Here is a 25,712-nt window from a genome sequence, read left to right as displayed (position 1 = left end):
GAATGCGGCATCAACCAGCTCAAACAAAACCGTGGCATGGCCACCCGCTATGACAAGCTCGCCGTCCGCTACGAGGCCACACTCACCATCGCCGCCATCAACCAATGGCTCCGCGCCTTATGAAACACGGCCTAGGGCAGAGCCGACGTGTCAAGGGTCAGCGAAGCTGATCGCGAAGCGATGCCGCAGGCGCCCTTGACTCGATGGGGTTGACCGGGACAATCGGGCGACGAGGAGGGCGCCCGGTGCCGCAACCGCGCTTCACCAACGGAGGCATAAACCGGTAAGATGTACCACTGCCACTTCGGAACTGCCACCGATTAGAACGGGAATGCCTTGGCATGGCGCAAGTTTTTTGCTCAGCGTAGTAAGTTGCCGCTTATCGAAGCGCCGGTCGATCCGCCACCGAGCGCAGATCAGGCATGGAAAGCGCTGAGCCTAATTGTCGACTGGATCAAGCATGCCGAGACAAAAGCAGCGGCCACAATTGCAGGAACTGCGGCTGTTGGGGTAGCACTCTTTAATCTTGTAAAAGACGCGACATCTACGCCATGGTACTTCTTAACCGCATCGGCTATATGTGGCGTACTCGCTCTGGGTGCAGGGTTCTGTGCCAGCTTTGCAATATGGCCACGCCTCCGAGGCAAGGAACCACCAACAAGTTTGCTCTATTTCCAGCACATTGCCCGCGCTCATACTACTGCCGATGGATACGCGGCTTCTCTTGTCGCTTTGACGAAAGACGTGGAAGCTCTAGTCGGAGAAATAGCTCGCCAAGGGTGGGCTAATTCCCGAGTCGCTCACCAAAAATACATTTGGGGAGCGCGGGCAATCATACTCCTCCTAACAAGCCTGGTGATGCTTGCAGCAAGCGCGCTGATCCGGTTAATTGACTCTATATAGAAATCACTTGCTTCGAAAATCTATCGGTACAGTTGCGACAAGTTCCGCTTCTGTTCGTACGCTTCGTGCGCCTTCCAGCGAAGCGATTTGGTCATTTCCACCCGATTAGCTGCCGCCCTCAAGCCGGCAGTATCATCTCTTCGCTTCTTACCGGCGAGTATGGCGGCACAGAATTCGGCACCGTGGATAGCGCACCACGTGGACGATAGCCGCTTGCCCTCTCGGTCAACCTGCCCCTCTGGGATCTTTTCAATTGTTACATCATCCCAAATCGTGGGGCTGGGGCCATCTCCACATGGACACGAAAACGCCAAGTAGTCATTGTTGAGTAGCTTTGCCCAAATGGACCCAGTTACCAGCATTTCATGGCGATCCACTTGCTGTGCAGCCTTTGCAGCGTAATTGACGGCCTTTCCTGCCCATACAGGCTCCTGGTAGATACTCCTGGGTACGCCAACTTTTTTCACCAACAGCGCACTACTAGCGATGCCTACCTTGAGTCCCGTGGCAGGCAAAGTATCCCACTTCTTTTCCAGTTTCGGCGTAAGCGTCCACTGGCTGAATGTCTTGATAGTGATGCCCGCACAGATCGCCCGCTCGCGCCGATTGTCCCCCCAGAACATCCCGAAGGCGCCATCACCTTGAATGGCAATGTAGTCAGCATCGAATTCATTCAGAATCCTAACCACATTTCCGGTCGACGCCTCGTAGATGCTGGCCGTGGATGCGGAATGTTTTTTGATCCCCATCTGCGTTGACCCTTTAAGGTCAGCTACCACTGCGACGCCGTCGCTCAAACGGTGCCACTTTCGAGCAACGATCGGCAGTTTGGCGAGATCGAGATCGTGTCCAACGTCAATCACCTCAGGCTTGCAGGAGAGTTCCGTTGACACAGAGTCGGCTACCTCTTCGAGGAGTTCATCTAGATCGACTTCGGTCATGATCTTGAACCTTTCACTCGTCAGCTACTTCAGATGGAGGCTACCCGATGCGACCGACAATTCGACCCGCAAGAGGCATTGATTGAAACCGGCTCAAGCGGACCCCGACGCGCCTGCCTTCTAGGTGGGACATTCAACCCGACAATGGGCCAAAAGCCTCCGAGCAGACTCTCGGCCATTCGGCACCAAACGCTTACATAGGCACGGACAGCTCAACCGGTGCTTCCCCAGTGGTTACTAAGAGATATGCCCTCATCTCGGGCATATTGCGACGTGCTGGCGAGTGATGGTGGCGCGCTGCTGGGATCGGCCGAATTCGTTCGTCAACGGCGTGTGCGCAGGTCGGTGGACGGCCCGGGCCGCCGACGCCCGGGACCGGCCCCCAGGCCGCATGCCCGGGCGTCGGGCGGCAGAGGGCCGGGTGCGGCGGCGCGCCGCGCCGCCGCCTTGATCTTCATAGGAGTTATTCGGCAATGATCTCGGCTGTCACTTGGAAGTGCGTGTACGTCGGGGTTGTGGGCCGGTAGCTTCGCGGTGTGGCTGATGACGCTGAGCTGACGCGCTGGACGGTGCACGGCGAACGGCTGGTCTACGACGACCGGTGGATCCGGCTGGCGATAGCCGATGTGGAGATTCCGGGTGGGGAGCGGTTCGAGCATCATGTGGTGCATCTGGATCGTGCTGCTATCGCTGTGGTCGTGGATGAGCAGGATCGGGTGTTGCTGATGTGGCGGCATCGGTTCGTGTTCGATCGGTGGGGGTGGGAGCTTCCCGGCGGGCTGATTGAAGCCGGTGAGGATCCCATGGCGACGGCGGTCCGGGAGGTGGAGGAGGAGACCGGGTATCGGCCGAAGCAGGTCGAGCGCCTGGTGAGCTATCAGCCGATGGCCGGCATGGTCGACTCCGAGCACATTCTGTTCCTGGCGCGTGGTGCCGAGCTGGTGGGCAAGCCGGAGGGTGAGGTGGAGGCCGACCGGATCGAGTGGGTTCCGATGGCGGAGATCCCCGCCATGATTGCCCGCGGTGACATCTGGACGTCGGGGACGTTGATCGGGCTGCTTCAGGCTCGGGAGCGGCTCAACGGCCAAGGGCGTGGTTGACCGCCTGCGAGAGTTCTTCGATGCGGCGCCGTTGGCGGCGGGACCCGGTCATGGTGGCCAGTTGCTTGGCGCGGTGGATGTGGGGCTGGGCTGCTTCGGGGTCGCCGGCCGCGAGGAGTGCGTGACCGAGGTCGCAGCGCACGCCTGCTTCGGCGCGGTTGTAGGTGCCGTCCATTCCGGCGAGTGAGGAACGAAGATCCTCGACGGTACCGGGGTCGCCGAAGCGCAGCAGGCAGCTTCCGCGCCAGCGGGTGAAGTGGTGGATGTTGATGGACAGGTAGGGCATGTCCGGATCGCTGTCGCCTTCCGGCAACACTGCGGCGGCTTGATCGAGGGCACGGCGACAAGCGGCCTCATGGCCAAGGACGGCTGCGGCTTCCGCTTGGGCTGATGCGAGCCATGTTCTGAGGCGGGCCGGAACGTGGTCGCGGTGGGTGGCGTGGATGTACTGAAGCAGCTCTGCTGCCTCGGCGGGGCGGCCCAGGTCCATGAGGACGTATGCCTGCTCACCGGAGACGTACGCGAGGACGGCGGGGTCGTCGGCTTCGCAGGCGGCGGCTTTGGCGTGTTCGTAGTGGTTCCAGGCGTCGTTGAGGGCGACGGTGTTGATGGCCTGCCATCCGGCCAGTGACGCTGTTTCGGCAATGAGATGGGCGAGCTGGGTTCGGATGCGTGGCCGTATGGCGTGGCGGTGGGCGCGTTCGATCTGGGCCATCTGGGCGTGCATCTTGTCGGCGATGGCGATGCTGCCGAGTCGGCGGTCCTGGAGGCGGAGGTTGTTGGTGTCCGTTCGCAGGATCATGACCATGGTGTCGTCGACGGCTGCGGCGGCGTCCAGGCGGGCGGTGAGTTCGTCGGTCTGCTCCTGGTGCTCGTCGCCCGAGTCGCCTGTGGGTGATGCGATGTCGAGTGGGGCGAGGCCGAGGAGCATGCGGGCGTGGTCGGGCAGGGCGAGGCCGGTGGCTATGCGCTCGAATACGGCCAGTTCTTGGATGGGGCCGGCGGTGCCGTTGAGGATCTTGTTGACGCGAGGTTGGGAGAGGCCGGTTGCTGTTCCGATCCGGACTTGACTTGCTCCGGCGTATTTGACAGCGAGCCGGAATAGTCCGGCGATGTCGCGTTTCTTGAGGATTTCCCGGCTTTCGTCGCGATCCCAGATGGCGTCTGGTATTTCGACGCGATCGAAAGCGCTCGGGCGCATGTGAACCTCCGGACTTTGGCTCCGAGGTGGTGCACTGCTTTGCTGCGGACTCTATATGCCTTGGCTACATATAACCGTGGGATATGTATAAACGGTTGGCCAGATCATGCTCTGCCGCATGACAACTCCAGTCAGGTGCACAGAATGCGACGGGCGGGGATGGAAGATCGTCACTCGGCGCGGGAATGCGGCGGCGGTCGTGCTCGGCATGGCCTCGTCCGCCGTCACCGAGTGCCTTCGTTGCGACGGGCCTGAGCGGGCCTGTTCGGAAGGCGAGGTGTTCGAGTGGGAGGTCCGGGTCAGCGCCGGGAACGGTGAGGAGCTGGGGGCGTGCGGGTCGAGCCCGTTCCAGGCCACGGCGATGGATGGGCTGCGCACGGCGATGCGCGGCATGCCGGTGGGCGCGTCCGTTCGGGGCCGGATCACGCACAGCGTCTACGGTCCTGGGGCGGTGCCGGACGAGGCGTCTCGGTGCGTGGTCTTCCGGGCGCACCTCGACCCGGCGGGCTCGGTGCGGTTCGAGCGGGTGGCCGGATGAGCGCCCCCATGGTGATCAGGATCAATCCGTATCATGCCGCTGAAATGCTTCGGCAGGCCTTGGAGCGGCATGGGGTGGTCGCCGATGTGCACCACGGTTACGGGCTCGCGCTCGTGTCGGTGTGGGTCGGCGTGGTCGTGTGGTGCGACGGCCAGCGCTTCTGGTGGCGAACCGGGTGGAACGTGGAACGCCGCCGTGTCATTTATGCGTGGCATCCGGCGATTGAACCGGTACGGGCTGCACACCGGATCTCCATGCATTATTCGGATCTGCGAAGGAGGCAGTCGTATTCGTTGATGATCGCTGCTTTCGTAGACGAGGCCGACGAATGAACGGGCTTCGCGTAAGGTGCAGCCTGGAAACAGTTCGGCGTAATTCCTTGATCGTGCAGCACGCGGTAGTGCGTGGAACGTCAAAGGCGCTGTGTGGCGAGGCGATCCGGCTCATCATGATCGACGATTGGCATGTGCCGTTCGTGCCTACTCTCGCGAGCGCCTGCGAGGAGTGCGTTCGGGTGCTGGCCAGCCGTATGCGTTCCTAATCCTGGCCTGACAAGACTTGGCTCGGCCGGTACTGTGCTTATGCGGACAAGCGCAAGAGTGAACGGACGGCCAACTATGAGCATGGACTTCGCCCCTCCGAAGTATGCCCAGGTCATGCGGGTGATTCAGGAGCGGATCGAGTCGGGCGAGTACGCGCCGGGTGACATGCTGCCGTCCGAGACGCAGTTGGTCCGTGAGTTGGCTGTGGGGCGCACCACGGTGGTCCGGGCGCTACAGACATTGGCCATGCAAGGGTGGATCGAGCGCGAGCACGGGCGCGGGTCGTTCGTGAAGGGCCGGCCGGAGAGCGAGGCCGAGACCGTACGGCCTGGCCTGTCGGCTGCGGAGCAAGGGGAGACCGCAGACAGTCTCGTTGAGGTGACGCGTGTTCCGGCGCCTCGGCATGTCGCGAAACTGCTCGGGGTCGCAGAGCGTACGCCGGTGATCGTTCGTAGGCGGGTGGCTCGTCAGGCCGGTCTCGTGTCGTCGGTGGAAACCGTGTGGATACCGCTGGAGATCGCGGTGGGCACCGACCTGGACAAGCCCGAGCCGCTGCGTGGAGGTATCCGGCGGCATCTCCAGGCGGTCAAGCATCTGCGGTTCGATCGCATCACCGAGCGGCTGTCTGCTCGAAAGCCGACCAAGGACGAGGCCGAGTTGCTGGGTTCGTCCAATCCGGTGCTCGGTGTGACGGCGATCGTGCATGACCCTGCGGGGGCTGCGCTGCTGGCCATGAGCCTTGTGCTGCCTGGCAGCCTGCATGAGCTTGAGGACGTCTACAAGGTCCGGTAATTCTTTCCGCGCCACTCCGGCTCAACCACTTGTGCGGACGAGTGGAGAGGGCTTACTCTCAACTCATGCGGACAAGTGGACGAGCGAACAAAGGGCTCGTCGCCGCAGACGAGAGGAACACCATGGCAATCCAGGGACCTATCCCGATCGGCTTCGACCAGGTCTTCCCGCACGGCTGCTACCTCGTGGGGCAGGTCGAGCAGGTCAAGGACTTCGACGCCTCGGCCAACGGCAGGACCGTCTACGCCAAGGACAAGACGACCGGTGAGCCGGTCTGGCAGGTCCCGGTGATGGACGGCGACCCGACCGTGAAGGCGTCACAGAAGACGGTCGCGGTCAAGCTCCTGTCCTCGGCCGAACCCGTCCCGCCGCCGGGCGTGGCCGGTGTGCCGATCACTCCCGTGGAGTTCGTCGGGATGACCGTCACGCCGTACGTCTCCCAGAGCGGGCGGCTGGCCTACTCCATCCGTGCCGTGGGGATGCGCCCGCCGCGCACCAAGCAGACTCCGGCCACCAAGGAGACGGCGGCGTGAACCACGACCCGTACACCTACGTCACGCTCACCATGGCTCAGGCCAAGGCGCCACGCCTGGACGTCTCCTTCCACACCAGCGACATCTGGATACGCGCCAGCGTGATCGACCAGCGTCGCCCCTATCTGACGTTCAGCGCGTCGGAGGCTCAGGTCTCCTTCTCCACCACCGGCCTCGGCCCGGTGACCGACGGAGATCTCGCCACCGCTCGCGAGATCTACAAGGCCGCCGCTCAGTACCTCGCCGACTGCGAGCGCCTGCACGCCCAGCAGCCGGCCACCGGCCAGACGGCGGCCTGACACGCAAGGCGGGGCCGCCAGAAGAGGCAACTTCCGGCGGCCCCTGGTTCTCCCTGATCTCACTCACGAGAGGTTCCAAGGATATGTTCAAGCGGCTGCCTGGGGACGAGGCTCGTAACCTCGTCACCACCACGCCCGACACGGCCGTCGTCTTCCGCCCGGCCGTCGTTCAGACTCCCGCCATCCTGACCCTGATCATTTTCACCTGGCGCGTCCTTACCGGTTGCGTCCGGCTCGTCTGGCGGCACCCTGTCGCCACGCTCATCACGATCACTCCGGGCGCGCTCACGCTGGCCTGCGGCTGGCGGACCGCGCTCTTGCTCCTCACGCCCGTCCCGACCGGACTCCTCGCCTGGGCCATCACCGACCGGCAGAGCTTCACGCGGCTGGTGGCCCTGCGGCTGCTCGCCTGGTGGCGGCTGACCTGGATCTACCGGCGACACTGGCAACCCGTCATGATCGTCTCCGGTCTCGGGCGGCACCTGTGGGGCCGCGACTACCTACCGCGCCTCGGCAAGGTCACCTGTACGGCCTGGGCCGACCTGGTGACCGTGCGCATGCTCAAGGGACAGTCGCTCAAGGACTGGGCCGACCGCCTCGACCACCTCGCCCAGGGCTTCGGCGCTGCTTCATGCCGGGTGACGCTCACGAAGGGCGGTCACCTGATGCTTACCTTCCCGAGAACCGATCCGCTGGCCGTGCCCTTGGCGGCGCTTCCGCTGCCCGAGACGCCGACCGTGGGGCCGGTCGAGGTCGGTAAACAGGAGGACGGGCGGCCTTGGCTGCTCAAGGTGCACGGCACTCACGTCCTGGTCGCGGGCGCCACCGGGGCCGGCAAGGGCTCGGTTATCTGGTCCACGATCCGCGGACTCCTTCCGGCCGTGCGGGCGGGCCTGGTGGAGATCTGGGCGCTCGATCCCAAGCTGATGGAGCTGTCCTTCGGCCGCGCCCTGTTCGGCGACCGGTACGCGGCCACGCCGGAGGATTGCGCCGACCTGCTGGAGCAGGCCGTCACGGTCATGCAGAAGCGCGCGGCTCGCTTCGCCGGTCTCCAGCGCTCCCACACCCCCACTGTGGAGGACCCGTTCGTCCTGGTGGTGGTCGACGAGGTGGCGTTCCTGACCGCCTACCAGGCCGACCGCCAACTCAAGCAACGCATCTCCGCCGCGCTCGCGACGCTCACCACCCAAGGGCGTGCGGTCGGTATCGGCGTCATGGCCGCACTCCAGGACCCGCGCAAGGAGGTCATGAACATCCGCAACCTGTTCCCCGACAAGATCGCCCTGCGGCTGGACGAGTCCGAGCAGGTGGACATGGTCCTCGGCGACGGCGCACGCCAACGCGGGGCCCTGGCCGATCACATCTCGCCCGTTCCCGAGCTGGGGGCCGGTGTCGGCTTCGTCCGGCTGGAAGCCTCGCCCGACCCGATCAGGGTTCGCGCCGCCTACGTCTGCGACACCGACATCCGCGACATGGCCGCCACCTTCGCCGCCGGAAAGGACGCCGCCTGATGAAGGTCTGCTTCCACGGCACGGCCGAAGAACTCGAACTCGTCGCGGGCCGTCCCCTCATGGTCCTGCTCACCCATCACGGCCTTCCTCGGGTGCGTGTCTTCGCGCTGCGCTACCCCAGGACGCTCAAGCACCCGTACAACGGCCTGTTCCGGCTCTGCGCCGACCTGACGGAGGACGAAGGGAGGGACCATGGCTGACCTGCCCCGTGCCGTGCGGCAGGCCATGCCGCTGGCCCGTGAGGTGGCCGTGGAGGTCGCCAAGCAGTACGGCGTGTGCATCCGGCCCATCGCGCTCAAGCGCCTGGACACCCACACCGGCCGCTGGGAAGTCGTGGACGTGCCGTGCGGGGCGACCTTGGACGCCAAGTGCTCGTCCTGCGCCAAGCGCAACCGCCAGCTCCGCAAGGCGCAGTGCCGGGAAGGCTGGCACCTCGACCACGAACCCGCCATCACGCCCGACGAGGCCAACGACGATCAGCGGTGGCTCGTTAAGTTCCGCGCCGACCTCCAGGCCCGGCGCGATGAGGTTGCCGCGCTCGGCGAGGACACCGCCGACTGGGATGCCGCGATCGAGGGCGTCGATGCCGAGATCAACGAGGCGGGCATGCGCGGCAGCGTCCTCGGCCGGACCGTCCCCAAGCGGACCCGTTCGACCAGGCGACGGCAGGACGCGGCGAACCTGCCCAAGCGCAGGATGACGCCGACCACGCTCGGGCGGACCTTCGCCTCCTCCGATGGGAAGGTCTACCGGCCGTCGCTGTTCGTCACGCTCACCCTGCCCTCGTACGGCAAGGTGCGTGACGGCGTCCCGCTCGACCCCGACACCTACGACTATGCGCGGGCTGCTCGGGACGCGTTGCACTTCTCCAAGCTCGTCGATCGGTTCGTGCAGAACCTGCGCCGGGTCGCGGGCTACGACGTGCAGTACTTCGCCACGGTCGAGCCTCAGAAGAGGTTCGCGCCGCATCTGCACATGGCGATCCGCGGGACTCTTCCTCGTGCGGAGGTCAAGCAGATCGCGGCGGCCACCTATCACCAGGTGTGGTGGCCGCAGGTCGATGAAGTCCGCTTCGCCGACGATCACCTGCCCGTGTGGCAGGACGGGGCCGGCTACCTCGACCCGGCAACCGGCGAGGTCCTGCCCACCTGGGACCAGGCGCTCGACCAGCTCGACGCCGACGAGCACGCCAAGCCCCTGCATGTGATCCGCTTTGGCGACCAGGTGGACGTCAAAGGTGTGCTCGCCGGAACTCCCGACGCTGACCAGTGCATCCGCTACCTGTCCAAGTACCTGACCAAGAGCCTCGGCGACACCCTCGACACCGACAACCCCGCCCAGCGTGAGCACGCCGCCCGGATGGTCGAGGCCCTGCGCTTGGAGCCGTGCTCCCCGGCGTGCCCGAACTGGCTCCGCTACGGCGTCCAGCCCAAGGGCGCCAAGCCCGGCATGGCTCCGGGCCGCTGCCGCAGCAAGGCTCACAAGCCCGACCACCTTGGCTACGGGGGCCGTCGCGTTCTGGTCTCGCGCAAGTGGTCCAACAAGACTCTCGCCGAACACCGGCAAGACCGTCGTACCTGGGTCCTGGAAGCGCTCGGCCAGCGTGACGAGACACCCGACCCACACCGCTACCTCTGGAAGCCCGTCCCGGCCGGAGACGCCAACGTCGCACCCCTGGCCATGCGCCTCTTGCGCTCGGTCGCCGAACGCCAACGATGGCGCGCCCACATGGAGCAACTCCAAGCCCAAGCAGAGGGTCAAGATCCTCCGGCAATCGGCCACATCGGGAGGGCGGCATGAGGCAGAAGGACGAGCTCCTCACGGTCCCCCAGGTCCTCGACGAACTCGGCGGCGTCTCCCGCCGCACCTTTTACCGCTGGCGCGAGATCGGCAAGGCACCGGAAGGCATTCGTCTCCCGAACGGTGAACTCCGCATCTACCGCAGCGACCTCGAACGCTGGCTCGAATCCCTCCGGAGCGCGGCATGACCACCTCGTACCACGTGAAGTTCTGGGAGATCCGCCCGAACAAATCGGCGGCAAAGTCCGGCAAGACGATCTCGTACACGGTGCGCTGGACCGTGGCCGGCCACGAGAAGTCCAAGACCTACGAGAAGTCCGCGCAGGCCAAGAACTGGCTCTCCGACCTCAGGCAAGCTGCCAAGAACGGAGAGCCGTTCGACATCGAGACCGGCCTTCCCGTCTCCATGGTCAAGGCGAAAGAGGCACGCACGGTCTTCGACTTCGTCAGGGCCTACATCGAGATGAAGTGGCCTCACGCGGCTTCCAAGAGCCGGGACAGCATGTCCGACGCCCTCGCCACGGTGCTCCCGGCTCTGACCAAGGAGACTCCAGGCCGACCCGATGCACAGACCCTCCGTCGCGCCCTCCGGAAGTACGCCTTGTTTCCGGAGGACCGACGACCACCGGCACCACCGGACATGACAAAGGCCCTCCGTTGGATGGAGTCCGCCTCGCTCAGCGTGCAAGATCTGAACGAGACCAAGGTGCTACGTCCCGCGCTCGACGCCCTGGCCTTGTGCCTCGACGGCACCAAGGCGGGTGCCAACACGGTCAAGCGGAAGCGGGCCGTCCTTCATCATGTGCTGGAGTACGCGGTGGAACTGGAGGAACTGCCGTCCAACCCGCTCCATCGGATGAAGTGGTCGCCTCCCAAGACAACCGAGACCGTAGACCCTCGCGTGGTCGTGAACCCTCGCCAGGCTCGCGAACTGCTGACCGCGGTGACCTACGTCGGCAAGCGCGGGAAGGGCCGGCGGGGGCGAGGACAACGCCTCATGGCCCTGTTCGCCTGCATGTACTTCGCTGCCCTCCGGCCCGCTGAGACGGTGAGCCTGCGCCTGGACGACTGCCATCTCCCTTCGAAGGGCTGGGGGCGGCTCACCCTCGACGTGTCCCGCCCCGAGGTCAACAGACAATGGACCGACACTGGAGACGCCCATGAACAACGCGGGCTCAAGCATCGCGGAGCTGACGACATCCGAGTGGTCCCGGTCCCGCCCGAACTCGTCAAGATCCTTCGGCAACACATCGCAGAGTTCGGCGTGGGTGAAGACGGTCGGCTCTTCCGCAGTGAGCGCGGCGGCGTGGTCGCCTCAACGGCCTACACGGAGGTCTGGCAGGAAGCCCGGACACTCGCGCTCACTCCGGCCCAGGTCGCCTCTCCCCTGGCTCGGCGACCGTACGACCTGAGGCACGCGGCGGTCTCACTCTGGCTCAACGGCGGCGTCCCAGCCCCCGAGGTGGCCGCGCGGGCCGGTCACGGCGTGGACGTCCTGCTCCGCGTCTACGCCAAGTGCATCGACGGCCAGCAGGACATGGTGAACCAGCGAATCCAAGACGCTCTGATCGCGTGAACCCTTGCCTGGCAGAACCACAGGGCTCCGGATCATCTCCGGGGCCCTTCCGCTTGGCCGCGTATTTGCCGTGACCGTTCCGGATCATGGGCGCCGACCAGGGGAAACACGCCATGATCCATTCCGGGTATATTCCGGGACCAGCGACAAACGGCCGCTCAGGGCTGCCCACGGCTGCGTACCCCCTGAAACGCAGAAGAGGCCCCGTAGGGCCTCTGAGCTGCGCTGACTGCGTGTGGCAGGTGCAAGGTTCGAACTTGCGTAGGCTGAGCCGACGGTTTTACAGACCGCTCCCTTTGGCCACTCGGGCAACCTGCCTCGTCATCCACTCTCGTGGCGACAGACAGAAGAATAGCGGACTTCCGAGGTGTACGTGACACCGGTTTGTCCCGCGCCGGATCTTGGTCACCCGCTCCGCCGGGACAGCAGCGACACGACCGCGACCGGGGCGTCACTCCAGGATCCCGCAGCATCGTTGACCTGCGGGAACGACTCGTCCGACATCGGCGCGCCGAGGAACTCGCAGAGCGGCCACCAGCCCGCCGCAATCTCGGTGGGCCGATCAGTCAACGTAGTCCTCGTCCCCGGGCAGGATGTCGTCCCACGGGTCGTCCTCCGTCGAGGCCGAGCCAGCGGCGGCCCCGCGGGCGAGCTCGTACGCGATCATCTGCCTACGCACAGAGGCGAGCAAGGGCCTGCCGTCCTGCACGTTGGCGCGATGCTGGCTAGGCTCGTTTGCTGGGGTTCGTGTTCACGGGGACGCGTTCGTGGTCCGCGAGACCTGGAGCCGGGCACCACATACATGCGTTCGCAGCTGAGAGGATGTGCGCTTTGGCCGATTCATCTTTCGACATCGTCAGCAAGATCGACCGCCAGGAGGTCGACAACGCGCTGAACCAGACGGTCAAGGAGATCGGACACCGCTTCGACTTCAAGGGCACCGGGGCGAGCATCAGCTGGTCCGGTCAGGAGAACATCGAGATCAAGGCGAACAGCGAGGAGCGGGCTGAGGCCGCGCTGGACGTCTTCAAGGAGAAGGTGGTCAAGCGGGGCCTCTCCCTGAAGATCCTCGACGCGGGTGAGCCCAAGCTGTCCGGCAAGGAATACCGGATGCTGGTGAGCCTCAAGGAGGGCATCGACCAGGAGAACGCCAAGAAGATCTCCAAGCTGATCCGCGACGAGGGGCCCAAGGGCATCAAGGCTCAGATCCAGGGCGAGGAGCTCCGGGTCAGCTCGAAGAAGAAGGACGACCTTCAGGACGTGATCTCCCTGCTCAAGGGCAAGGATCTCGACATCGCCCTGCAGTTTGTCAACTACCGCTAGCAAGGTCCTGCTTCACGGCTATGACCTGGCGTTTTACTGTACGAGGAGCGCGGAGGGCACATCCGGGGCACACGGCCGAGGGCGCTGTCCACGAGGGCATGCGTCTTCTCCGGTGCCTCGGGCCACTCCCTCAGGTACGTGGTGAGCGTGACCGTCGATTGATCATCGCCTCCCTCAGGTACGTGGTGAGCGTCGATCGATCATCGCCATCGTGCTCAGCCTGTCCGCCGAGCGGATCATCCGGGCGGTGCCGCCTGTCGGTGGCCAGGGGCGCGGTGCGGCCGTCTTGCCGCCGGAGCTCTCCCACGGCGTGCTGGTCAAGGTGGATGCGAGCCGGTAGCTTGCTGCGTCGTCGAAGATGAATGCCGCCATGGGGATGCGATGCGATTAATCACGGGAATCGTGCTACTGGTGGCGGTTGGCGGGTGTATGTCCACGCCGATCCAACCGCTGGACCCCGGCATCCGGTTCACGTCGAGGCCACCGGTCGACCTCAAATCCATCGACCCGCCCACCCGCTTCGACGCCGCCGCCGTCGCGCCGCTGGAAGTCTCCACACCCGCGGGTGAGGTGCTGCTGCACGGCACCACGGCGGTCGTTCCGATCCATGGAAGCAATCCAACCGCGTCCTCCCGGGAGGAGATCCGCCTGGTCGACACCCGCACCAATACGGTGCGGGAGGTGATCAAACCGACCTACCCGCAGCCGAAACTCGGCACGGTGATCGCGCTGCCGACGCTCACGTCCATCCGAGGCCGGCCGACGGTGCTCGCTCCGTTCCTCGTCGAGGCCCCGGGACAGGGCACTACCCCGGGCCGTCCGCTGGTCGAGGTCGTGTCGATCGACCCGGAGAACGGGCAGATCGACTGGCGCACCGAGATCCCCATCAAGGGGTGGACCGGGATGCGCGGTCCGAGCGACGTCGAGGTCTCGTTCGCGGGCGTGACCGGCGGGGTGGGAGTTCTTCGGATCGTGGACCCGTCTCTGTCGGCTCGGCGCGGCGACACGTACGCGCTGGATCTGAGTAGCCGCAAGGTGCGGTGGAGCATGCGCGGCTTCGAGGCCCGAGCCGTGGGGGCGGGTGTGGTCACGGGCCAGCAGCCCGGAAGCGGGCCGACGCCAAGGGTGCGGGTCCGTGGGATCGACGCGCGAACCGGGCGGCAACGATGGGCGTCGCCCCGCGACGCCTACTTGGTCCAGGTATTCGCGGCCGGCCCGTCCAAGGCAGTCGTCCGGGGACACACCGACCCGGCCGGGAAACTGTACGTCGAGGTCGTGGAGATCGCGACGGGACGGGCGGTGACCGTCACCGAGGAGAAGCCCGGGAAAGCACCCCCGCGTGTGTTGAACTGCCTGTACGACGAGCAGGCCACCGCAGTCTGCTCGGGCAGTGACTGGGTCGGCGCGCTCGACGCGCAGACCGGCTCGTGGCTGTGGTCGATCACGAAGGGCGGCGGGCGGCTGGTTCCCTTCGTGACCGGCGCCTGGCACGGGGTCGTTTACGGAAGGACCGACAACGGGCCCGTCGTCCTCGATGGCAGGACCGGAGCGGACCGGGAGACCCAACCAGGAGTCGCACCGTCAGTGGTCAACAGCTCCATGGCGATCGGCCCATGGCCCGGTGGCAACCTCGGGTCGAGCGTCTATCCGGTGATCGGCTGAGACAGGTTCGGCAGATGGGGATCAGCCCCGCCCGGCCGAGCACGGGTACCGAGCGAGAACGATCTAATGAAAAAGTGCGACATCGCCCCGGATGGCCGCCCACAAGGTGATGAGAGCCCTTCCGCCAGGGGGAATCATCTACACCGTTCGCGGCGTTGGTGTGCTCCGGGAATCACTCGGTGATGAAACGCGCCAGACCTGGGCGATCCGGGTAGCCACCTGGTCGGCCTGGGCGCGACCGGCTCGGGCGGCTGGGGCTGGCGTACAGCTGCTTGAGGTCTGCGCCGGCGGCGAGTTGGGCGCCTACCACAGCTCCGGCGGAATACGTAAGCTCGCCGTGTGACGAAGATCCCTCTACGCAGGTTCACGGCACGCGCGCTGCCCATCGACGACCATGGACGTGTCCTGCTGCTGTATGGGTTCGATCCCGCCGATCCCGGCAGGCGCTACTGGTTCACGATCGGCGGAGCGCTGGAGGAAGGCGAGACGCTCCGGGAGGCCGCCGCCCGCGAGTTGCACGAAGAGGTCGGGATACGCGCCGACGCCGGCGAGCTCACCGGCCCGTACGGCACGAGCACGATCGAGTTCTTCTTCGACCAGTACGCGATCGTCCAGGACCAGACGTTCTTCGCGGTCCGGGTCGGTCAGGTGGAGATCTCGTTCGAGCACATGGAGGAGATCGAGAAGGCGACCACCATCGAGCACCGTTGGTGGAGTGCCGAGGAGCTGGACGCGTCCGCCGAGACCTTCTTCCCGGAGGACATCTCGTCCATCCTCCGCAAGATCACTGGGGACGGAGCACCCGCGTAGCACCGGCGATCAGGGCCGTGGCCAGGATCCAGCCCGAGACGACCAGCCCGTACGCGAGCCCCTGCGTCCATCCCGCCGGGTCGAACAACTCTCGCTGTCCGAACGCGGGCAGCGGGAGAAGCAGGTCGAAGGTGTAGGCGAAGGAGTCGAAAACGGGGCTTTCGTCTGGCTTCAGCGCGCGTGGCGGGTTGAGCGCGAACGCTGCGGTGCCGGTCAGCAGCAGGATCCCGAACCACACGCCGGCCAGCCAGGGGCGATACCCGTAGCCGACGGTGGCGTCCAGCAGCCAGCCCCACAGCCGCCTGCCGCGGCCCTGCGTGCGCCGTCTGGCGCGGAGCTTGGCGAGCTGAGCGCGACGGGCGAGCGCGTCGTTGCCGTCGCGGAGATACCAGGCGGCCAGTTGCTCGTACGGCTGCGGGCGGAAGCCTTCCGGGTCACGACCGGCCCAGCCGATCCGGCGGGCGACCCCGCTGCCGCGCAGCCGGTCGTAGGTCAGGCCGTTCAGTCGGAGCTTGTCGGGCCAGGTGTCCGGATCATCTTGCAAAGTGCCGAAACGTGAGTGGGCCAGGCTGACCACGCCTTCGATGGGTTCGGCCGGTGCGAGGTGGAACTCGCGGGCCTCCATGTGGCTGGCATGCACCGCGTACGAGGTGTCGGGGCTGCGTACGACGCCTCTGAGCTCGAACGTGCTGCCGATCCGGGCGCCGCGCAGCCGCAGGCAACCCAGCGCGGTGAAGCCGCGGGTGCACTGCATGGTGTCCTCGACGACCATGTTGTCGGCGGTGAGCGCGTTCTTGCCGGGATTGCGGAGGGTCGCGCCCTCGAAGATGAGATCTCCGTTGAGCCGGGCGCCGACCAGGCGGACACCGCCGGTGAAGTCGGCGTTCTTCATGTTCGCCCCGGCCTCGACCACCATCGAACCGGCGTACAGGGCCCACTCGTCGTCGCCGGTCACCTTGGTGCCGGTCAGCCAGAGCCCACTCTCGAACTGGGCGCGGGCGATGCGGACGGTGCCGGTGATGTTCGAGCCGGACAGGCTGAGGTGCCCGGCCACCCGCATCCCGCCGCCGCTGAACCCGGGTAACGAGCAGTCGGTCAACCTGATCGTACGGGTCATCGTGCCGGTGAGTTGTACGGGTTCGTCCAGGTGGCAGCCGCTGAGCACGAGCTCGTGCTCCACGTTGCCGCCCAGGATCGTGAGCGGACCTGTGATCCGGGCGCCGCGCAACCGGATCGCGGGGACCGCACCGGCCTCCGGGTCGCGGGCGCCGAGCAGCAGAGATGTGATCACTTGAGCTCGTACGGTGCGCTCGGGGCCCCAGGTGTCGCCGTCCGTCGGCGCGTTCGCCCCTGCCGGACGGCCCACGGAGCTCTTGACCGGAGCGAACTCCACGAACTCGCCCGTGGGAAAGGCGTCCCATAGTCTGCGCTCGGCCGCGCTGAGTCGTGGAGATCGTCTCATGCACGTGATTCTGGTGCAGGCTCAGCGGCTATGCGGGTTCTGAAGGTGATTCTCCTGGCATCGAGACCCCACCGATGGATTCTGCCCAGAGGCCTGATATGCGTATCGCAGTCACGATCTTATTGATCACCATGCTCACCTCGTGCGGGCTCACACCTGCGCGCCCGGTCGCCGGCGGGGGCGAGGAACGACAGCCGCACAGATCGCCAGCACCTCGCCGACTGGCTGGCCGCCAAGGGCGGCATCGGGAAGATCCCTGCTCACGGTCACGGGGTACGGCGAGACCATGCCGGTCGTGCCGAACACCAAGGCGGACGACAGCGACGACCCGGCGGGTGGTCATCTCGGTCGCGACGTGACCTCTAGCGGCGGTAGCCGGCCATGCGCTCGAGCCGGGCGACCCGCTCCGACGTGGGCGGGTGCGACGAGAACAGCCGGCCGAAGCCCGAGCCGCTGAACGGGTTGGCGATCATCATGTGGGAGGCGGAGGTCAGGCGGCTGTTCTCGGGGAGGGGCAGCCGGCGGGCGCCCATCTCGATCTTGCGCAGTGCCGAGGCCAGCGCCAGCGGGTCACCGGTCAGCATGGCGCCCGACTCGTCGGCCTGGTATTCCCTCGTACGGGAGATCGCCATCTGGACCATGCCGGCCGCGACCGGTCCGAGCACCATCATGAGCAGCGCGCCGAGGAAACCGGGGCCCTCGTCATCGTCGGAGCCGCCGAAGAAGACGGCCACATAGCTGAGCCAGGTGATCATCGTGGCCAGCGCACCGGCCACGGACGAGATGAGGATGTCGCGGTTGTACACGTGGGACAGCTCGTGCCCGATCACCCCGCGCAGCTCCCGCTCGTCCAGCAACTGCGTCAGCCCGTAAGTCACACAGACGGCGGCCTGGCGCGGGCTGCGGCCGGTGGCGAACGCGTTGGGCTGGATGGTCGGCGAGATGTACAGGCGCGGCATCGGCTGACGGGCCTGGGTGGAGAGGTCGCGCACGATGCGGTAGAGGGTGGGCTGCTCGACCTCGCTCACCGGGCGGGCCCGCATGGCGGACAGCGCGATCCGATCCGAGAAGAAGTACGCGAAGCCGTTGCTCGCCACGGCCAGCACGAAAGCGATCTGCAGGCCGGTGCTGCCGCCCAACCAGGCGCCCAACGCGAGGATCAGCGCTGACAGGCCGCCCAGCAGGATGGCGGTACGCAGACCGTTGTGGTGCAAGGTTCCCCCCTTCATGGTCCGGGTTCACCTGGTCCAACGACCACCCCCCGGTACAACGTTCCCCGGCTGCTCCCGTCGACGGATCGCCGCCGCCGATCACCCTGGAGCCGTGGCCAGGTCGAGAACGAGTTGGGGAGCGACGGAGAACACCACAGCCAGCGCGACCGCCAGCCCGGCGGCCACCCAGGTGGCGGGGAACGGCCGCCGGGCGGCGGTGACGGGGGGCGTGGGAGTGAAGATCCTGCCTGCCCAGACCACGTAGTAGTAGAGCCCGATCACCGTGTTGACCGCCATGACCACGGCCAGCCAGCCGGAGCCGCCGTCAACGAGCTCACGGAAGACCACGATCTTGGCGAAGAGACCGGCCAGTCCTGGGGGGAGCCCGGCCAGGCAGATGAGGCAGAACGCCAGCGCGAGCCCCGCCATCGGGCTGCGGAAGGCGAGCCCTTGGTAGTCGTCGAGCTCATTGCGGGTCGCCGTCCTGGAGACGGTCATGACCACGGCGAACGCGCCCAGGTTCATCGCGGCGTAGATGACGAGGTAGGCGACGGAGGCGCCGACCGCACCGGACAGCAGGGCATCGCCCGACGCCCCTGGCCGGGACGCCACCGCGATCGGGGCCAGGATGTAGCCCGACTGCGCGACCGAGGACCAGGCCAGCAGGCGTACAGCGGAGCGCTGGCGCATGGCCAGCAGGTTGCCCGCCGTCATGGTGAGCGCCGCGAGGATCGCGATGATCGGTGCCCAGGTGGCGGCCTGCCCGGCCAGGGCGGTGACCAGCAGCAGGATGAGCCCCGCGAACCCGGCCGCCTTGGAGATCACCGACAGCAGCGCGGCGACCGGGATGGGCGCGCCCTGGTAGACGTCGGGCGCCCAGGCGTGGAACGGCACGGCGGCGATCTTGAATCCGAATCCCGCGGCGACCAGCACGACGCCGACCGTCACGACCGCGGGCAAGCCGTGGGCGGCCTCCAGGGTGGGCGCGAACGTCGCGGGCGGCGGGCTCGCGCCGCTGAGGACGGCGCCGATCCGCGACAGGTGGACCGAGCCCGCGACGCCGTAGAGCAGCGACACCCCGAACAGCATGATCGCCGTTGACACGACCGAGACCAGGAACAACTTGATCGCGGCCTCCGACGAGCGGCCGTCGTAGCGTTTCAGCGCCGTGAGAGCGAAGACCGGGAGCGACACGAGTTCGAGGGCCACCACGAGCATGATCAGGTCACGGGAGGCCGGCAGCGTCACGGCGCCGACCAGCGTGCACAGCAGGAGGAAGTACCACTCGCCGACCGGGATGCCGCCGCCGGCCAGCTCGGTCATCGACATCAGCACGACCACCACGGCGGCCACCAGCACCAGACCGGCGAAGATCAGGGTGAACCGGTCGGCCACGAACGAGCACAACCCCGTGCCGCCCGCTCCTTCCTGGCTCCCTGCCGGTCCGGAACCGCCCGTGGCCCTCGCGAGAGCGTCCGGGACGCAGAACGTGGCCAGGGTCCGCCCGCCCTGGGCGGCCTGCGCCACGACGAACCCCAGCGCGATGAACACCCCGGCGAGGCTGACCAGCCCCAGCCCGGCCATGGTGCGCCGACCGGCGGGCAGAAAGGCGTCGAGCAGCAGCACGAGCCCGGCCGCGAGCGCCAGCACCAGAGGCGGAGCGATCACGAAGTAGTGGATCTGCTGGATCATGACAGGACTCCCAGCAGGGTCTGCACCGCCGGTGTGGTGAGCGAGAGAAGCAGTTTGGGCCAGAGGCCGAACAGCAGGATCAGCACGATCAACGGCACCCAGGCGACCAGCTCGTAACCCCTGATGTCGCGCATCGCCCCTGCCTTGGGAGCGGGCGACCCCGTCTCGGTCACCTCGGCCGGCCGACGGCCCCCCTCCGGCTCCGACTCCGCCGCCCCGGCGGCCAACGCCTCGGGCCGGGACTCCGCCGCTCCGGAGCCCGTCTCCTCCGGGCCCGCACCCGCCCCGCCTGGGGCAGAGTGCGTCGCGGTCAGGCTGAGCGCCGGCCGGGCCGGGAGGCCGTGGGTCACGCGCGACAGCATGACGAGGAAGTACGCCGCCGTCAGCACAGCCCCGAGCCCGCCGATCGCCATGAAGACGAGGAACAACTCGCGCGGCAACACCTCGGCCGGCTGGAAGGCGCCGAGGAGGGCCAGCATCTCTCCCCAGAACCCGGCCAGCCCGGGGATGCCGAGCGAGGCGATCGCGGCGAACGTCAGGACCGCTCCCAGGTGCGGCAGCGTGGCCAGCATGCCGCCGCCCAGCGAGGGCATGTCGGCGGTGCCGTACCGTTCCTTGATCGCGCCGGCGAGGAAGAACAGCAGGCCGGTGATCAGGCCGTGGGCGACGTTGGCGAACAGGGCGCCGTTGACGCCCACGGTGGTCAGCGTGGCGAACCCGAGCAGCACGAAGCCCATGTGTCCCACGGAGGAGTAGGCGATCATCCGTTTGAGGTCGCGCTGGGCCAGACAGGCCAGGGAGCCGTAGACGATGCCGACCACCGCCAGGGCGCCCAGCCACGGCGCGATCACCACCGCTCCCTCGGGCAGGACGGGGATGGCGATCCTGGCGAAGCCGTACGTGCCCATCTTCAGCAGCACCCCGGCCAGCAGCACAGAGCCGACGGTCGGAGCCTCCGTGTGCGCGTCGGGCAGCCACGTGTGCAGGGGCCACATGGGCGTCTTGACCGCCAGGCCGATCCCGACCGCCGCGAAGGCGAGGACCTGCACTCCCCTCGACATGCCCGCGCCGTGCGCCTGGCTCAGGGCGACGATGTCCAGGGTGCCGGTCTGGGCCCAGATGAGCAGCAGGCCGAGCAGCATCACGACCGAGCCGAGCAGCGTGTAGAGGATGAACTTGATCGCCGCGCTCCGGCGGCCTCTGCCTCCCCAGATGGCGATCAGGAAGTACATCGGGATCAGCACGACCTCGAAGAACACGAAGAACAGCAGCAGGTCGAGGGCCAGGAACGTGCCGATCATGCCGACTTCGAGGACGAGCAGCGTGAACACCAGCGCTCTCGGCCTGCCGGTGGCAGGCGTCAGAAGCTGGCCTGGGGCGCGCGCGTCACCCCAGCTCAGGTAGACGAAACAGAGGAACGTCAGCAGAGCCGTCAGCACGACCAGCGGCAGTGAGATGCCGTCGACACCCAGATGGAACCGCAGACCGAGGCCGGGAATCCAGGGCTGGTCGACGGTGAGCTGCGGCCGGGCCGCCTGGGTGTAGTCGAACGTCGCCGCCAGCGTCACCGCCAGCGCCAGCGTCACGCCCGAGAAGACGAGCCCGTAGCCGCGCAACACCGGCCGGAGCAGAGCCGGCGAGATCAGGAGCAGCAGAGCGCCGAGCAGCGGGACGGCGAGCAGCGCGACGGGAAGCCAGCCCATCATGCGAACACCACCGCCCCCACTACGATCAACAGGACACCGGCCAGCAGGCCGGTCACGTAGAGCTGGACATTGCCGTTCTGGAGCAGCCGCAGCATCCCGGACAGACGCTGGGCGGTGCGTCCCGAACCGCGCACCGCTCCGTCCACCACCCGGTCGTCGGTCCGGACCACGAGCCTGGCCATGGTCTGCAACGGGCGGACGAACGCGGCGGTGTACAGGCTGTCGACGTAGAACGCCCGCTCACACGGCACCAGGAACGGGCCGAGCAGGCGCGACGGGTCGGCCACCGGATCGCTGCGCCAGAACGCGTAGACGACCCCGCCGCCGAGCAGTGCGAGCACGACGCTGAGGGCGGCCACTTCCAGGTCGAGGTGCGGCCCTCCGGCGAACCCGAGCAGCAGAGCGGGGACAGCCAGCAGCACGATGGGCACCAGCATCGTCCTCGGCGCCTCGCGGACGTCGACCACGTGGGCCGTGCCGGGTTGGGGCTCGGGCAGCGCGACCGCCCTTGCCTCTCCGAAGAACGTGCGCAGCCAGGCTCTGGTGGCGTAGGCGCCGGTGACGGCGACGGTGGCGAGCGCGCAGCCGTACAGGAGCAGGGCGGCGGCGTCCGTGAGGCGGCCACCGGTCAGCGCGCGTTCCATCGTGAGCAGGAGTGCGTCCTTGCTGAAGAACCCGCTGGCCGGTGGGAGGCCCATGAGAGCGGCGAAGCCCACCGTCATGGTCACGAACGTGATCGGCAGCGTGCGCCGGAGCCCGCCCATCTGGCTCATCAGGTTGGAGCCGATGTGGTGGATCACGGCGCCCGCGCAGAGGAACAGCAGAGCCTTGAACGCGCCGTGGGTGAGCAGATGGAAGATCGCGGCGCTGTCGGACCCCGCCGCGAGCCCTCCGGCCATGTAGGCGAGCTGGCTGACCGTGGAGTAGGCGAGCACGCGTTTCAGATCGTCCTGAGCGAGCGCGGCCAGGGCGGCGCCGAGCATGCCGAGGGCGGCGATGATCGCGAGCACGTCGAGCGTCGGGCGAGCGGCCAGGAAGGCGGGAAAAAGCCTGGCCACGATGAAGATCCCGGCGGCGACCATGGTGGCCGCGTGGATCAGCGCGCTGATCGGCGTCGGACCGGCCATGGCATCGGGCAACCAGGTGTGCAACGGCACCTGCGCGCTCTTGCCCGCCACTCCGGCGAGCAGCAGCATCGTGGCGGCCACCAGCGTGCCCGTGGACATCTCGGGCACTTCGGCCAGCACGTCGTCGATGCGGAAGCTGCCCGCCGAGACACCGAGCACGAAGATGCCGAACAGGAAGCCGACGTCACCCAGCCTCGTCACCAGGAACGCCTTGACGGCGGCTCGCGAATTGGCCCGGTCTTCCCACCAGTGCCCGATCAGCAGGTAGGAGCAGAGGCCCATGATCTCCCAGCCCACGTAGAGGACCAGGAGGTCGCCGGCATAGACGACGAGCAGCATCGCGCTGGTGAACAGGCTGATGAAGCTGCTGTAGGACGGGTAACGCGGGTCGTCGTGGAGGTAGCCGACGGAGTAGATCTGTACGGCCAGCGCCACGAGCGTCACCAGGACGCCGAGGATGGCGGACAGGTCGCCGGCCTGGAGGGTCAGCGAGATCGGGATGCCACCGGTGACGATCGTGCCGTAGGTGCGCCCCACGGGCTCCCCCGGCGAGGCTCCCTCGATGAAAGCGAACCCGGGCCCCCAGGCCAGCCAGATCGCCAGCACGGCGGACGCGGCGGTCGGGATGATCGCGAACCACCCGGCCCTGCCGCGGGCCGCGGCTGCCCGCGTCTCGGGCGTGTCAGGAGCCCGGAGGCGTGGGCGGCGCGAGAGGAGGAGGCCGGCGAAGGCCGCGGCGAAAGGCAGGAGCACGGCCAGCAGCGGGAACGTCGTCACGGCTTGCCACCTCGCTTGGCGGACCGCTGGTCTTCACGTCCGTTGCCCGACGGAGCTGCCTCGCCCATGGCGACGTTTCGAGATCCGGGGGTGGGCGGACGGTCGCCGGACTCGGTCACATTCGGTGGAGCGGGCGTGAGCTTGCCGGGATCAGGCGAGCGATCGCCGGGAGCCCATTGTCCGGTCGCCTCGGTGGCGGCGGGTAGGGGCTGGGCGGGCTCGGCCAGCTCCCGGAGCTGATCGAGGTCGACGGTCCTGCGGTTGCGGTAGAGGGCGAGGACGATCGCGAGGCCCACGCCCACCTCGGCGGCCGCGATGACGATGACGAACAGCGTGAGCACCTGACCGCTGTGCAGCCGGTCGCGCAACCACACGTCGAACGCGACCAGGTTGAGGTTGACGGCATTGAGCATCAGCTCGACCGACATGAGCACGAGAATCGTGTTGCGGCGCGCGAGGACGCCATAGACACCGACGGAGAAGAGGAGCGCGGAGATGACCGCCGGGTAGACGATGTGCACTAATGCCCCCCGCTGCGGTCAGATGGCGAGCTCCCTGACTGATCGGCCGGATCTCCCTGCGAGGACGTCGAGGTGTCGGGCGGGTCGGGCGGGTCGGCAGGGGGACCGCCGGGGATGTCCGTACGGGACAGCACGATGGCGCCGATCAGAGCGGCCAGGAGCAGCACGGACAGGGCCTCGAAGGGCAGCACCCATGTGCTGAACACGCTCGCGCCGAGCTCGCTCGCCGAACCCGCACCGGGTGTCAGCGGCGTGTAGGCGGTGCGGAAGCCGTCGATCACCACGGTGACCAGGATGGCCGCCGTCGCGAGGGCCACCCCCGCGGCCACCACCCGGTTGCCGCTGTCGAGGTCGGCGGAGCGACCGATCGGAGCGCGGGTCAGCATGATGCCGAACAGCATCAGGACCACGACGGCGCCCACGTAGATGAGCACCTGGACCCAGGCGACGAACTCGGCGGTCAGAACGAGGTAGCAGCCGGCCAGCGCGCCGAAGGAGACGACCAGCCACAGGGCGGCGTGCACGAGCTGGCGGGTCGTGACAACGAGCAGCGCCGATCCGACCGCCACCGCACCCATCAGCAGGAAGACGACTTCCTGCCCAGTGGGTGACAAGTAGGAGGGCACCTCCTCGGTCACGAATCCTCCTCGGACTCCTTTGTCCCGTCAGGGGCGAGCCGCCCGGGAGGGCGGATGGATCGAGGGTCGGCCATCCGGCGCCTGCGCGGCCTCGGGCCTGCAGTCTGCCCCTTCGAGTCGGCTTCCGGGCCCGGCCCGCCCGAAGCTGTGGACAACTCTTCCTCGGACGGCTCGCCTGTGGATGACGGACCGCTCTGGGAAGGCTCCGTGGGCTGAGTACGGGGCGATCCGGCGCCAGACGGCTCGCTCGTCGCCGCGGTGTCCGAAGTCGGCACCGCTTTCTCCGGCCCGGACCCGGAAGGGGGCACGTCGGACGGGCGCGCTTCCTCCGGGACGGCCCCGGAGGGTACGGTCTCCGGAAGTGCGGTTTCAGGGGGCGGAGTGCCCAGGGTCACGGGCTCAGAGGGAGCGGGCGTGGACGAGGCGCCCTCGGGAGCGGCCGTCGTGGCGGGGCGGCCTTGGGCGGGTGTGGCGGGAGCGTCGGGGGCCGGTGTGGCGCGAGTGTCGTCGCGAGGGCGGCGGGACGGCGTGGGACGAGTTGAAGGGGCGCCCGGGCGGCGAGGGGCCGCTGTGAGCTCCTTGGGCGGCTCGGCGCCGGGGTCGTGGGCAGGAGGCGGTGGGACGGTGAGCACCCAGGTCGCGAGCCGGTCCTTCTCGTGTAGAAGGTTACGGATGTCGCCCTCGGCGTACTCGAACTCGGGGGACCAGAACAGCGCGTCGAACGGGCACACCTCAATGCAGATCCCGCAATACATGCACAGGGCGAAGTCGATGGCGAAGCGGTCGAGGACGTTGCGCTGGCGCGGGCGGCCGCCCTCGGGAGCCGGGATCGTCTCCTTGTGGGAATCGATGTAGATGCACCAGTCGGGGCACTCTCGCGCACACAGCATGCAAGAGGTGCAATTCTCCTCAACCAGGGCGATCACCCCGCGGCTGCGAGGCGGGAGAGCGGGCTTGACCTCGGGATACTGCTGGGTGACGGATTTGCGCAGCATGTGGCGGAGGGTGATGGACAGCCCCTTTGCAAGTCCGACTCCCGGTATCCGT

26 protein-coding genes, 1 tRNA gene and 1 pseudogene are annotated in these 25,712 nt (G+C 67.3%); 15 read left to right on the top strand and 13 right to left on the bottom strand.

What is annotated here, in order from left to right:
• Nucleotides 1–336 precede the first annotated feature (336 nt).
• Entirely contained in the window at nucleotides 337–903 is a 567-nt protein-coding gene (locus IEY82_RS40350; RefSeq protein WP_373291466.1) for a Pycsar system effector family protein, read from the top strand.
• A 20-nt stretch (nucleotides 904–923) separates the two neighbouring features.
• Here IEY82_RS40350 and IEY82_RS16775 read toward each other — a convergent pair whose 3' ends face one another.
• Nucleotides 924–1,844 carry a hypothetical protein gene (locus IEY82_RS16775; protein ID WP_189125045.1) on the bottom strand — a complete coding sequence of 307 codons (921 nt, stop codon included), beginning with the start codon at nucleotides 1,842–1,844 and terminating at the stop codon, nucleotides 924–926.
• Between the two features lie 536 nt (nucleotides 1,845–2,380).
• Here IEY82_RS16775 and IEY82_RS16770 point away from each other — a divergent pair.
• On the top strand, nucleotides 2,381–2,944 hold the full coding sequence (locus tag IEY82_RS16770; protein WP_189125044.1) for an NUDIX hydrolase: 564 nt from the start codon (nucleotides 2,381–2,383) through the stop codon (nucleotides 2,942–2,944).
• On the opposite strand, the gene IEY82_RS16765 is transcribed toward IEY82_RS16770, so the two are convergent.
• On the bottom strand, nucleotides 2,922–4,145 hold the full coding sequence (locus IEY82_RS16765) for an NsdA family TPR-like regulatory protein (protein WP_189125043.1): 1,224 nt from the start codon (nucleotides 4,143–4,145) through the stop codon (nucleotides 2,922–2,924). The two genes, IEY82_RS16770 and IEY82_RS16765, sit on opposite strands and share 23 nt — an antisense overlap.
• A gap of 118 nt (nucleotides 4,146–4,263) precedes the next feature.
• Between IEY82_RS16765 and IEY82_RS16760 the strand changes: the two genes are divergently transcribed.
• The 10 genes from IEY82_RS16760 (at nucleotide 4,264) to IEY82_RS16715 (ending at nucleotide 11,736) form a co-directional block, all read left to right on the top strand.
• Nucleotides 4,264–4,683, top strand: coding sequence for a hypothetical protein (locus IEY82_RS16760; RefSeq protein WP_225262797.1), 420 nt, complete (start codon nucleotides 4,264–4,266; stop codon nucleotides 4,681–4,683).
• A gap of 8 nt (nucleotides 4,684–4,691) precedes the next feature.
• The gene (locus IEY82_RS16755; protein WP_189125042.1) at nucleotides 4,692–5,015 is read left to right on the top strand and encodes a hypothetical protein; all 324 of its coding nucleotides are present in this window, start codon (nucleotides 4,692–4,694) and stop codon (nucleotides 5,013–5,015) included.
• A gap of 285 nt (nucleotides 5,016–5,300) precedes the next feature.
• Entirely contained in the window at nucleotides 5,301–6,017 is a 717-nt protein-coding gene (locus tag IEY82_RS16750; RefSeq protein WP_189125041.1) for a GntR family transcriptional regulator, read from the top strand.
• 122 nt (nucleotides 6,018–6,139) lie between these two features.
• Nucleotides 6,140–6,550, top strand: a complete 411-nt coding sequence (locus IEY82_RS16745) for a plasmid replication, integration and excision activator (protein ID WP_189125040.1) — start codon at nucleotides 6,140–6,142, stop codon at nucleotides 6,548–6,550.
• Entirely contained in the window at nucleotides 6,547–6,849 is a 303-nt protein-coding gene (locus tag IEY82_RS16740) for a hypothetical protein (protein ID WP_189125039.1), read from the top strand. Before IEY82_RS16745 ends, IEY82_RS16740 begins: the two co-directional genes overlap by 4 nt.
• 83 nt (nucleotides 6,850–6,932) lie before the next feature.
• Entirely contained in the window at nucleotides 6,933–8,360 is a 1,428-nt protein-coding gene (locus IEY82_RS16735) for an FtsK/SpoIIIE domain-containing protein (protein ID WP_189125038.1), read from the top strand.
• Nucleotides 8,360–8,560 carry a hypothetical protein gene (locus tag IEY82_RS16730; RefSeq protein ID WP_189125037.1) on the top strand — a complete coding sequence of 67 codons (201 nt, stop codon included), beginning with the start codon at nucleotides 8,360–8,362 and terminating at the stop codon, nucleotides 8,558–8,560. Before IEY82_RS16735 ends, IEY82_RS16730 begins: the two co-directional genes overlap by 1 nt.
• Nucleotides 8,553–10,160, top strand: coding sequence for a replication initiator (locus tag IEY82_RS16725; protein WP_189125036.1), 1,608 nt, complete (start codon nucleotides 8,553–8,555; stop codon nucleotides 10,158–10,160). Before IEY82_RS16730 ends, IEY82_RS16725 begins: the two co-directional genes overlap by 8 nt.
• On the top strand, nucleotides 10,157–10,348 hold the full coding sequence (locus tag IEY82_RS16720; protein ID WP_189125035.1) for a helix-turn-helix transcriptional regulator: 192 nt from the start codon (nucleotides 10,157–10,159) through the stop codon (nucleotides 10,346–10,348). Before IEY82_RS16725 ends, IEY82_RS16720 begins: the two co-directional genes overlap by 4 nt.
• Nucleotides 10,345–11,736: a tyrosine-type recombinase/integrase gene (locus tag IEY82_RS16715; RefSeq protein WP_189125034.1), complete on the top strand. Its 1,392-nt coding sequence runs from the start codon at nucleotides 10,345–10,347 to the stop codon at nucleotides 11,734–11,736. The genes IEY82_RS16720 and IEY82_RS16715 overlap by 4 nt, the downstream gene beginning before the upstream one ends.
• Nucleotides 11,737–11,972: 236 nt before the next feature.
• Here the strand turns inward: IEY82_RS16715 and IEY82_RS16710 are convergent.
• Together IEY82_RS16710 and IEY82_RS16705 are read right to left on the bottom strand one after the other, a co-directional pair.
• A tRNA-Tyr gene (locus IEY82_RS16710) sits at nucleotides 11,973–12,054 on the bottom strand.
• Between the two features lie 87 nt (nucleotides 12,055–12,141).
• The gene (locus IEY82_RS16705) at nucleotides 12,142–12,306 is read right to left on the bottom strand and encodes a sulfotransferase (RefSeq protein WP_189125033.1); all 165 of its coding nucleotides are present in this window, start codon (nucleotides 12,304–12,306) and stop codon (nucleotides 12,142–12,144) included.
• Nucleotides 12,307–12,567: 261 nt separating this feature from the next.
• Here IEY82_RS16705 and IEY82_RS16700 point away from each other — a divergent pair, with 261 nt between their 5' ends.
• Nucleotides 12,568–13,059 carry a YajQ family cyclic di-GMP-binding protein gene (locus tag IEY82_RS16700; RefSeq protein WP_189125032.1) on the top strand — a complete coding sequence of 164 codons (492 nt, stop codon included), beginning with the start codon at nucleotides 12,568–12,570 and terminating at the stop codon, nucleotides 13,057–13,059.
• Between the two features lie 174 nt (nucleotides 13,060–13,233).
• Here IEY82_RS16700 and IEY82_RS16695 read toward each other — a convergent pair whose 3' ends face one another.
• Nucleotides 13,234–13,431, bottom strand: a complete 198-nt coding sequence (locus tag IEY82_RS16695) for a hypothetical protein (RefSeq protein ID WP_189125031.1) — start codon at nucleotides 13,429–13,431, stop codon at nucleotides 13,234–13,236.
• A gap of 57 nt (nucleotides 13,432–13,488) precedes the next feature.
• Between IEY82_RS16695 and IEY82_RS16690 the strand changes: the two genes are divergently transcribed.
• A complete protein-coding gene (locus tag IEY82_RS16690; protein WP_189125030.1) occupies nucleotides 13,489–14,721 on the top strand; it encodes a PQQ-binding-like beta-propeller repeat protein in 1,233 nt (410 codons plus the stop codon).
• Nucleotides 14,722–15,060: 339 nt separating this feature from the next.
• Entirely contained in the window at nucleotides 15,061–15,531 is a 471-nt protein-coding gene (locus tag IEY82_RS16685) for an NUDIX hydrolase (RefSeq protein ID WP_189125029.1), read from the top strand.
• Here the strand turns inward: IEY82_RS16685 and IEY82_RS16680 are convergent.
• The 8 genes and pseudogenes from IEY82_RS16680 to IEY82_RS16645 all read right to left on the bottom strand — a co-directional run bounded on the left by IEY82_RS16680 (nucleotide 15,506) and on the right by IEY82_RS16645 (nucleotide 25,660).
• Nucleotides 15,506–16,993: a hypothetical protein gene (locus IEY82_RS16680; protein ID WP_189125028.1), complete on the bottom strand. Its 1,488-nt coding sequence runs from the start codon at nucleotides 16,991–16,993 to the stop codon at nucleotides 15,506–15,508. The two genes, IEY82_RS16685 and IEY82_RS16680, sit on opposite strands and share 26 nt — an antisense overlap.
• A gap of 362 nt (nucleotides 16,994–17,355) precedes the next feature.
• Nucleotides 17,356–18,207, bottom strand: a complete 852-nt coding sequence (htpX, locus tag IEY82_RS16675; protein ID WP_189125027.1) for a zinc metalloprotease HtpX — start codon at nucleotides 18,205–18,207, stop codon at nucleotides 17,356–17,358.
• Nucleotides 18,208–18,303: 96 nt separating this feature from the next.
• Nucleotides 18,304–19,896, bottom strand: a complete 1,593-nt coding sequence (locus IEY82_RS16670) for an NADH-quinone oxidoreductase subunit N (protein WP_189125026.1) — start codon at nucleotides 19,894–19,896, stop codon at nucleotides 18,304–18,306.
• Entirely contained in the window at nucleotides 19,893–21,599 is a 1,707-nt protein-coding gene (locus IEY82_RS16665; RefSeq protein ID WP_189125069.1) for an NADH-quinone oxidoreductase subunit M, read from the bottom strand. Before IEY82_RS16665 ends, IEY82_RS16670 begins: the two co-directional genes overlap by 4 nt.
• Nucleotides 21,599–23,506 carry an NADH-quinone oxidoreductase subunit 5 family protein gene (locus IEY82_RS16660; RefSeq protein ID WP_189125025.1) on the bottom strand — a complete coding sequence of 636 codons (1,908 nt, stop codon included), beginning with the start codon at nucleotides 23,504–23,506 and terminating at the stop codon, nucleotides 21,599–21,601. Before IEY82_RS16660 ends, IEY82_RS16665 begins: the two co-directional genes overlap by 1 nt.
• A gap of 218 nt (nucleotides 23,507–23,724) precedes the next feature.
• Nucleotides 23,725–24,027, bottom strand: a pseudogene (nuoK, locus tag IEY82_RS16655) (NADH-quinone oxidoreductase subunit NuoK); the annotation flags it as partial.
• A complete protein-coding gene (locus tag IEY82_RS16650) occupies nucleotides 24,027–24,665 on the bottom strand; it encodes an NADH-quinone oxidoreductase subunit J family protein (protein ID WP_189125024.1) in 639 nt (212 codons plus the stop codon). The gene IEY82_RS16650 and the pseudogene nuoK, both read right to left, overlap by 1 nt.
• A complete protein-coding gene (locus IEY82_RS16645) occupies nucleotides 24,662–25,660 on the bottom strand; it encodes a NuoI/complex I 23 kDa subunit family protein (protein WP_373291465.1) in 999 nt (332 codons plus the stop codon). The genes IEY82_RS16650 and IEY82_RS16645 overlap by 4 nt, the downstream gene beginning before the upstream one ends.
• Between the last annotated feature and the right edge of the window lie 52 nt (nucleotides 25,661–25,712).

The sequence above is a fragment of the Nonomuraea cavernae genome, from assembly GCF_014646355.1.
GTDB classification, from domain to species: domain Bacteria; phylum Actinomycetota; class Actinomycetes; order Streptosporangiales; family Streptosporangiaceae; genus Nonomuraea; species Nonomuraea cavernae.
The sequence above is the reverse complement of the archived record's forward strand: the minus strand, read 5'-3'. Positions and strand labels throughout refer to the sequence as shown.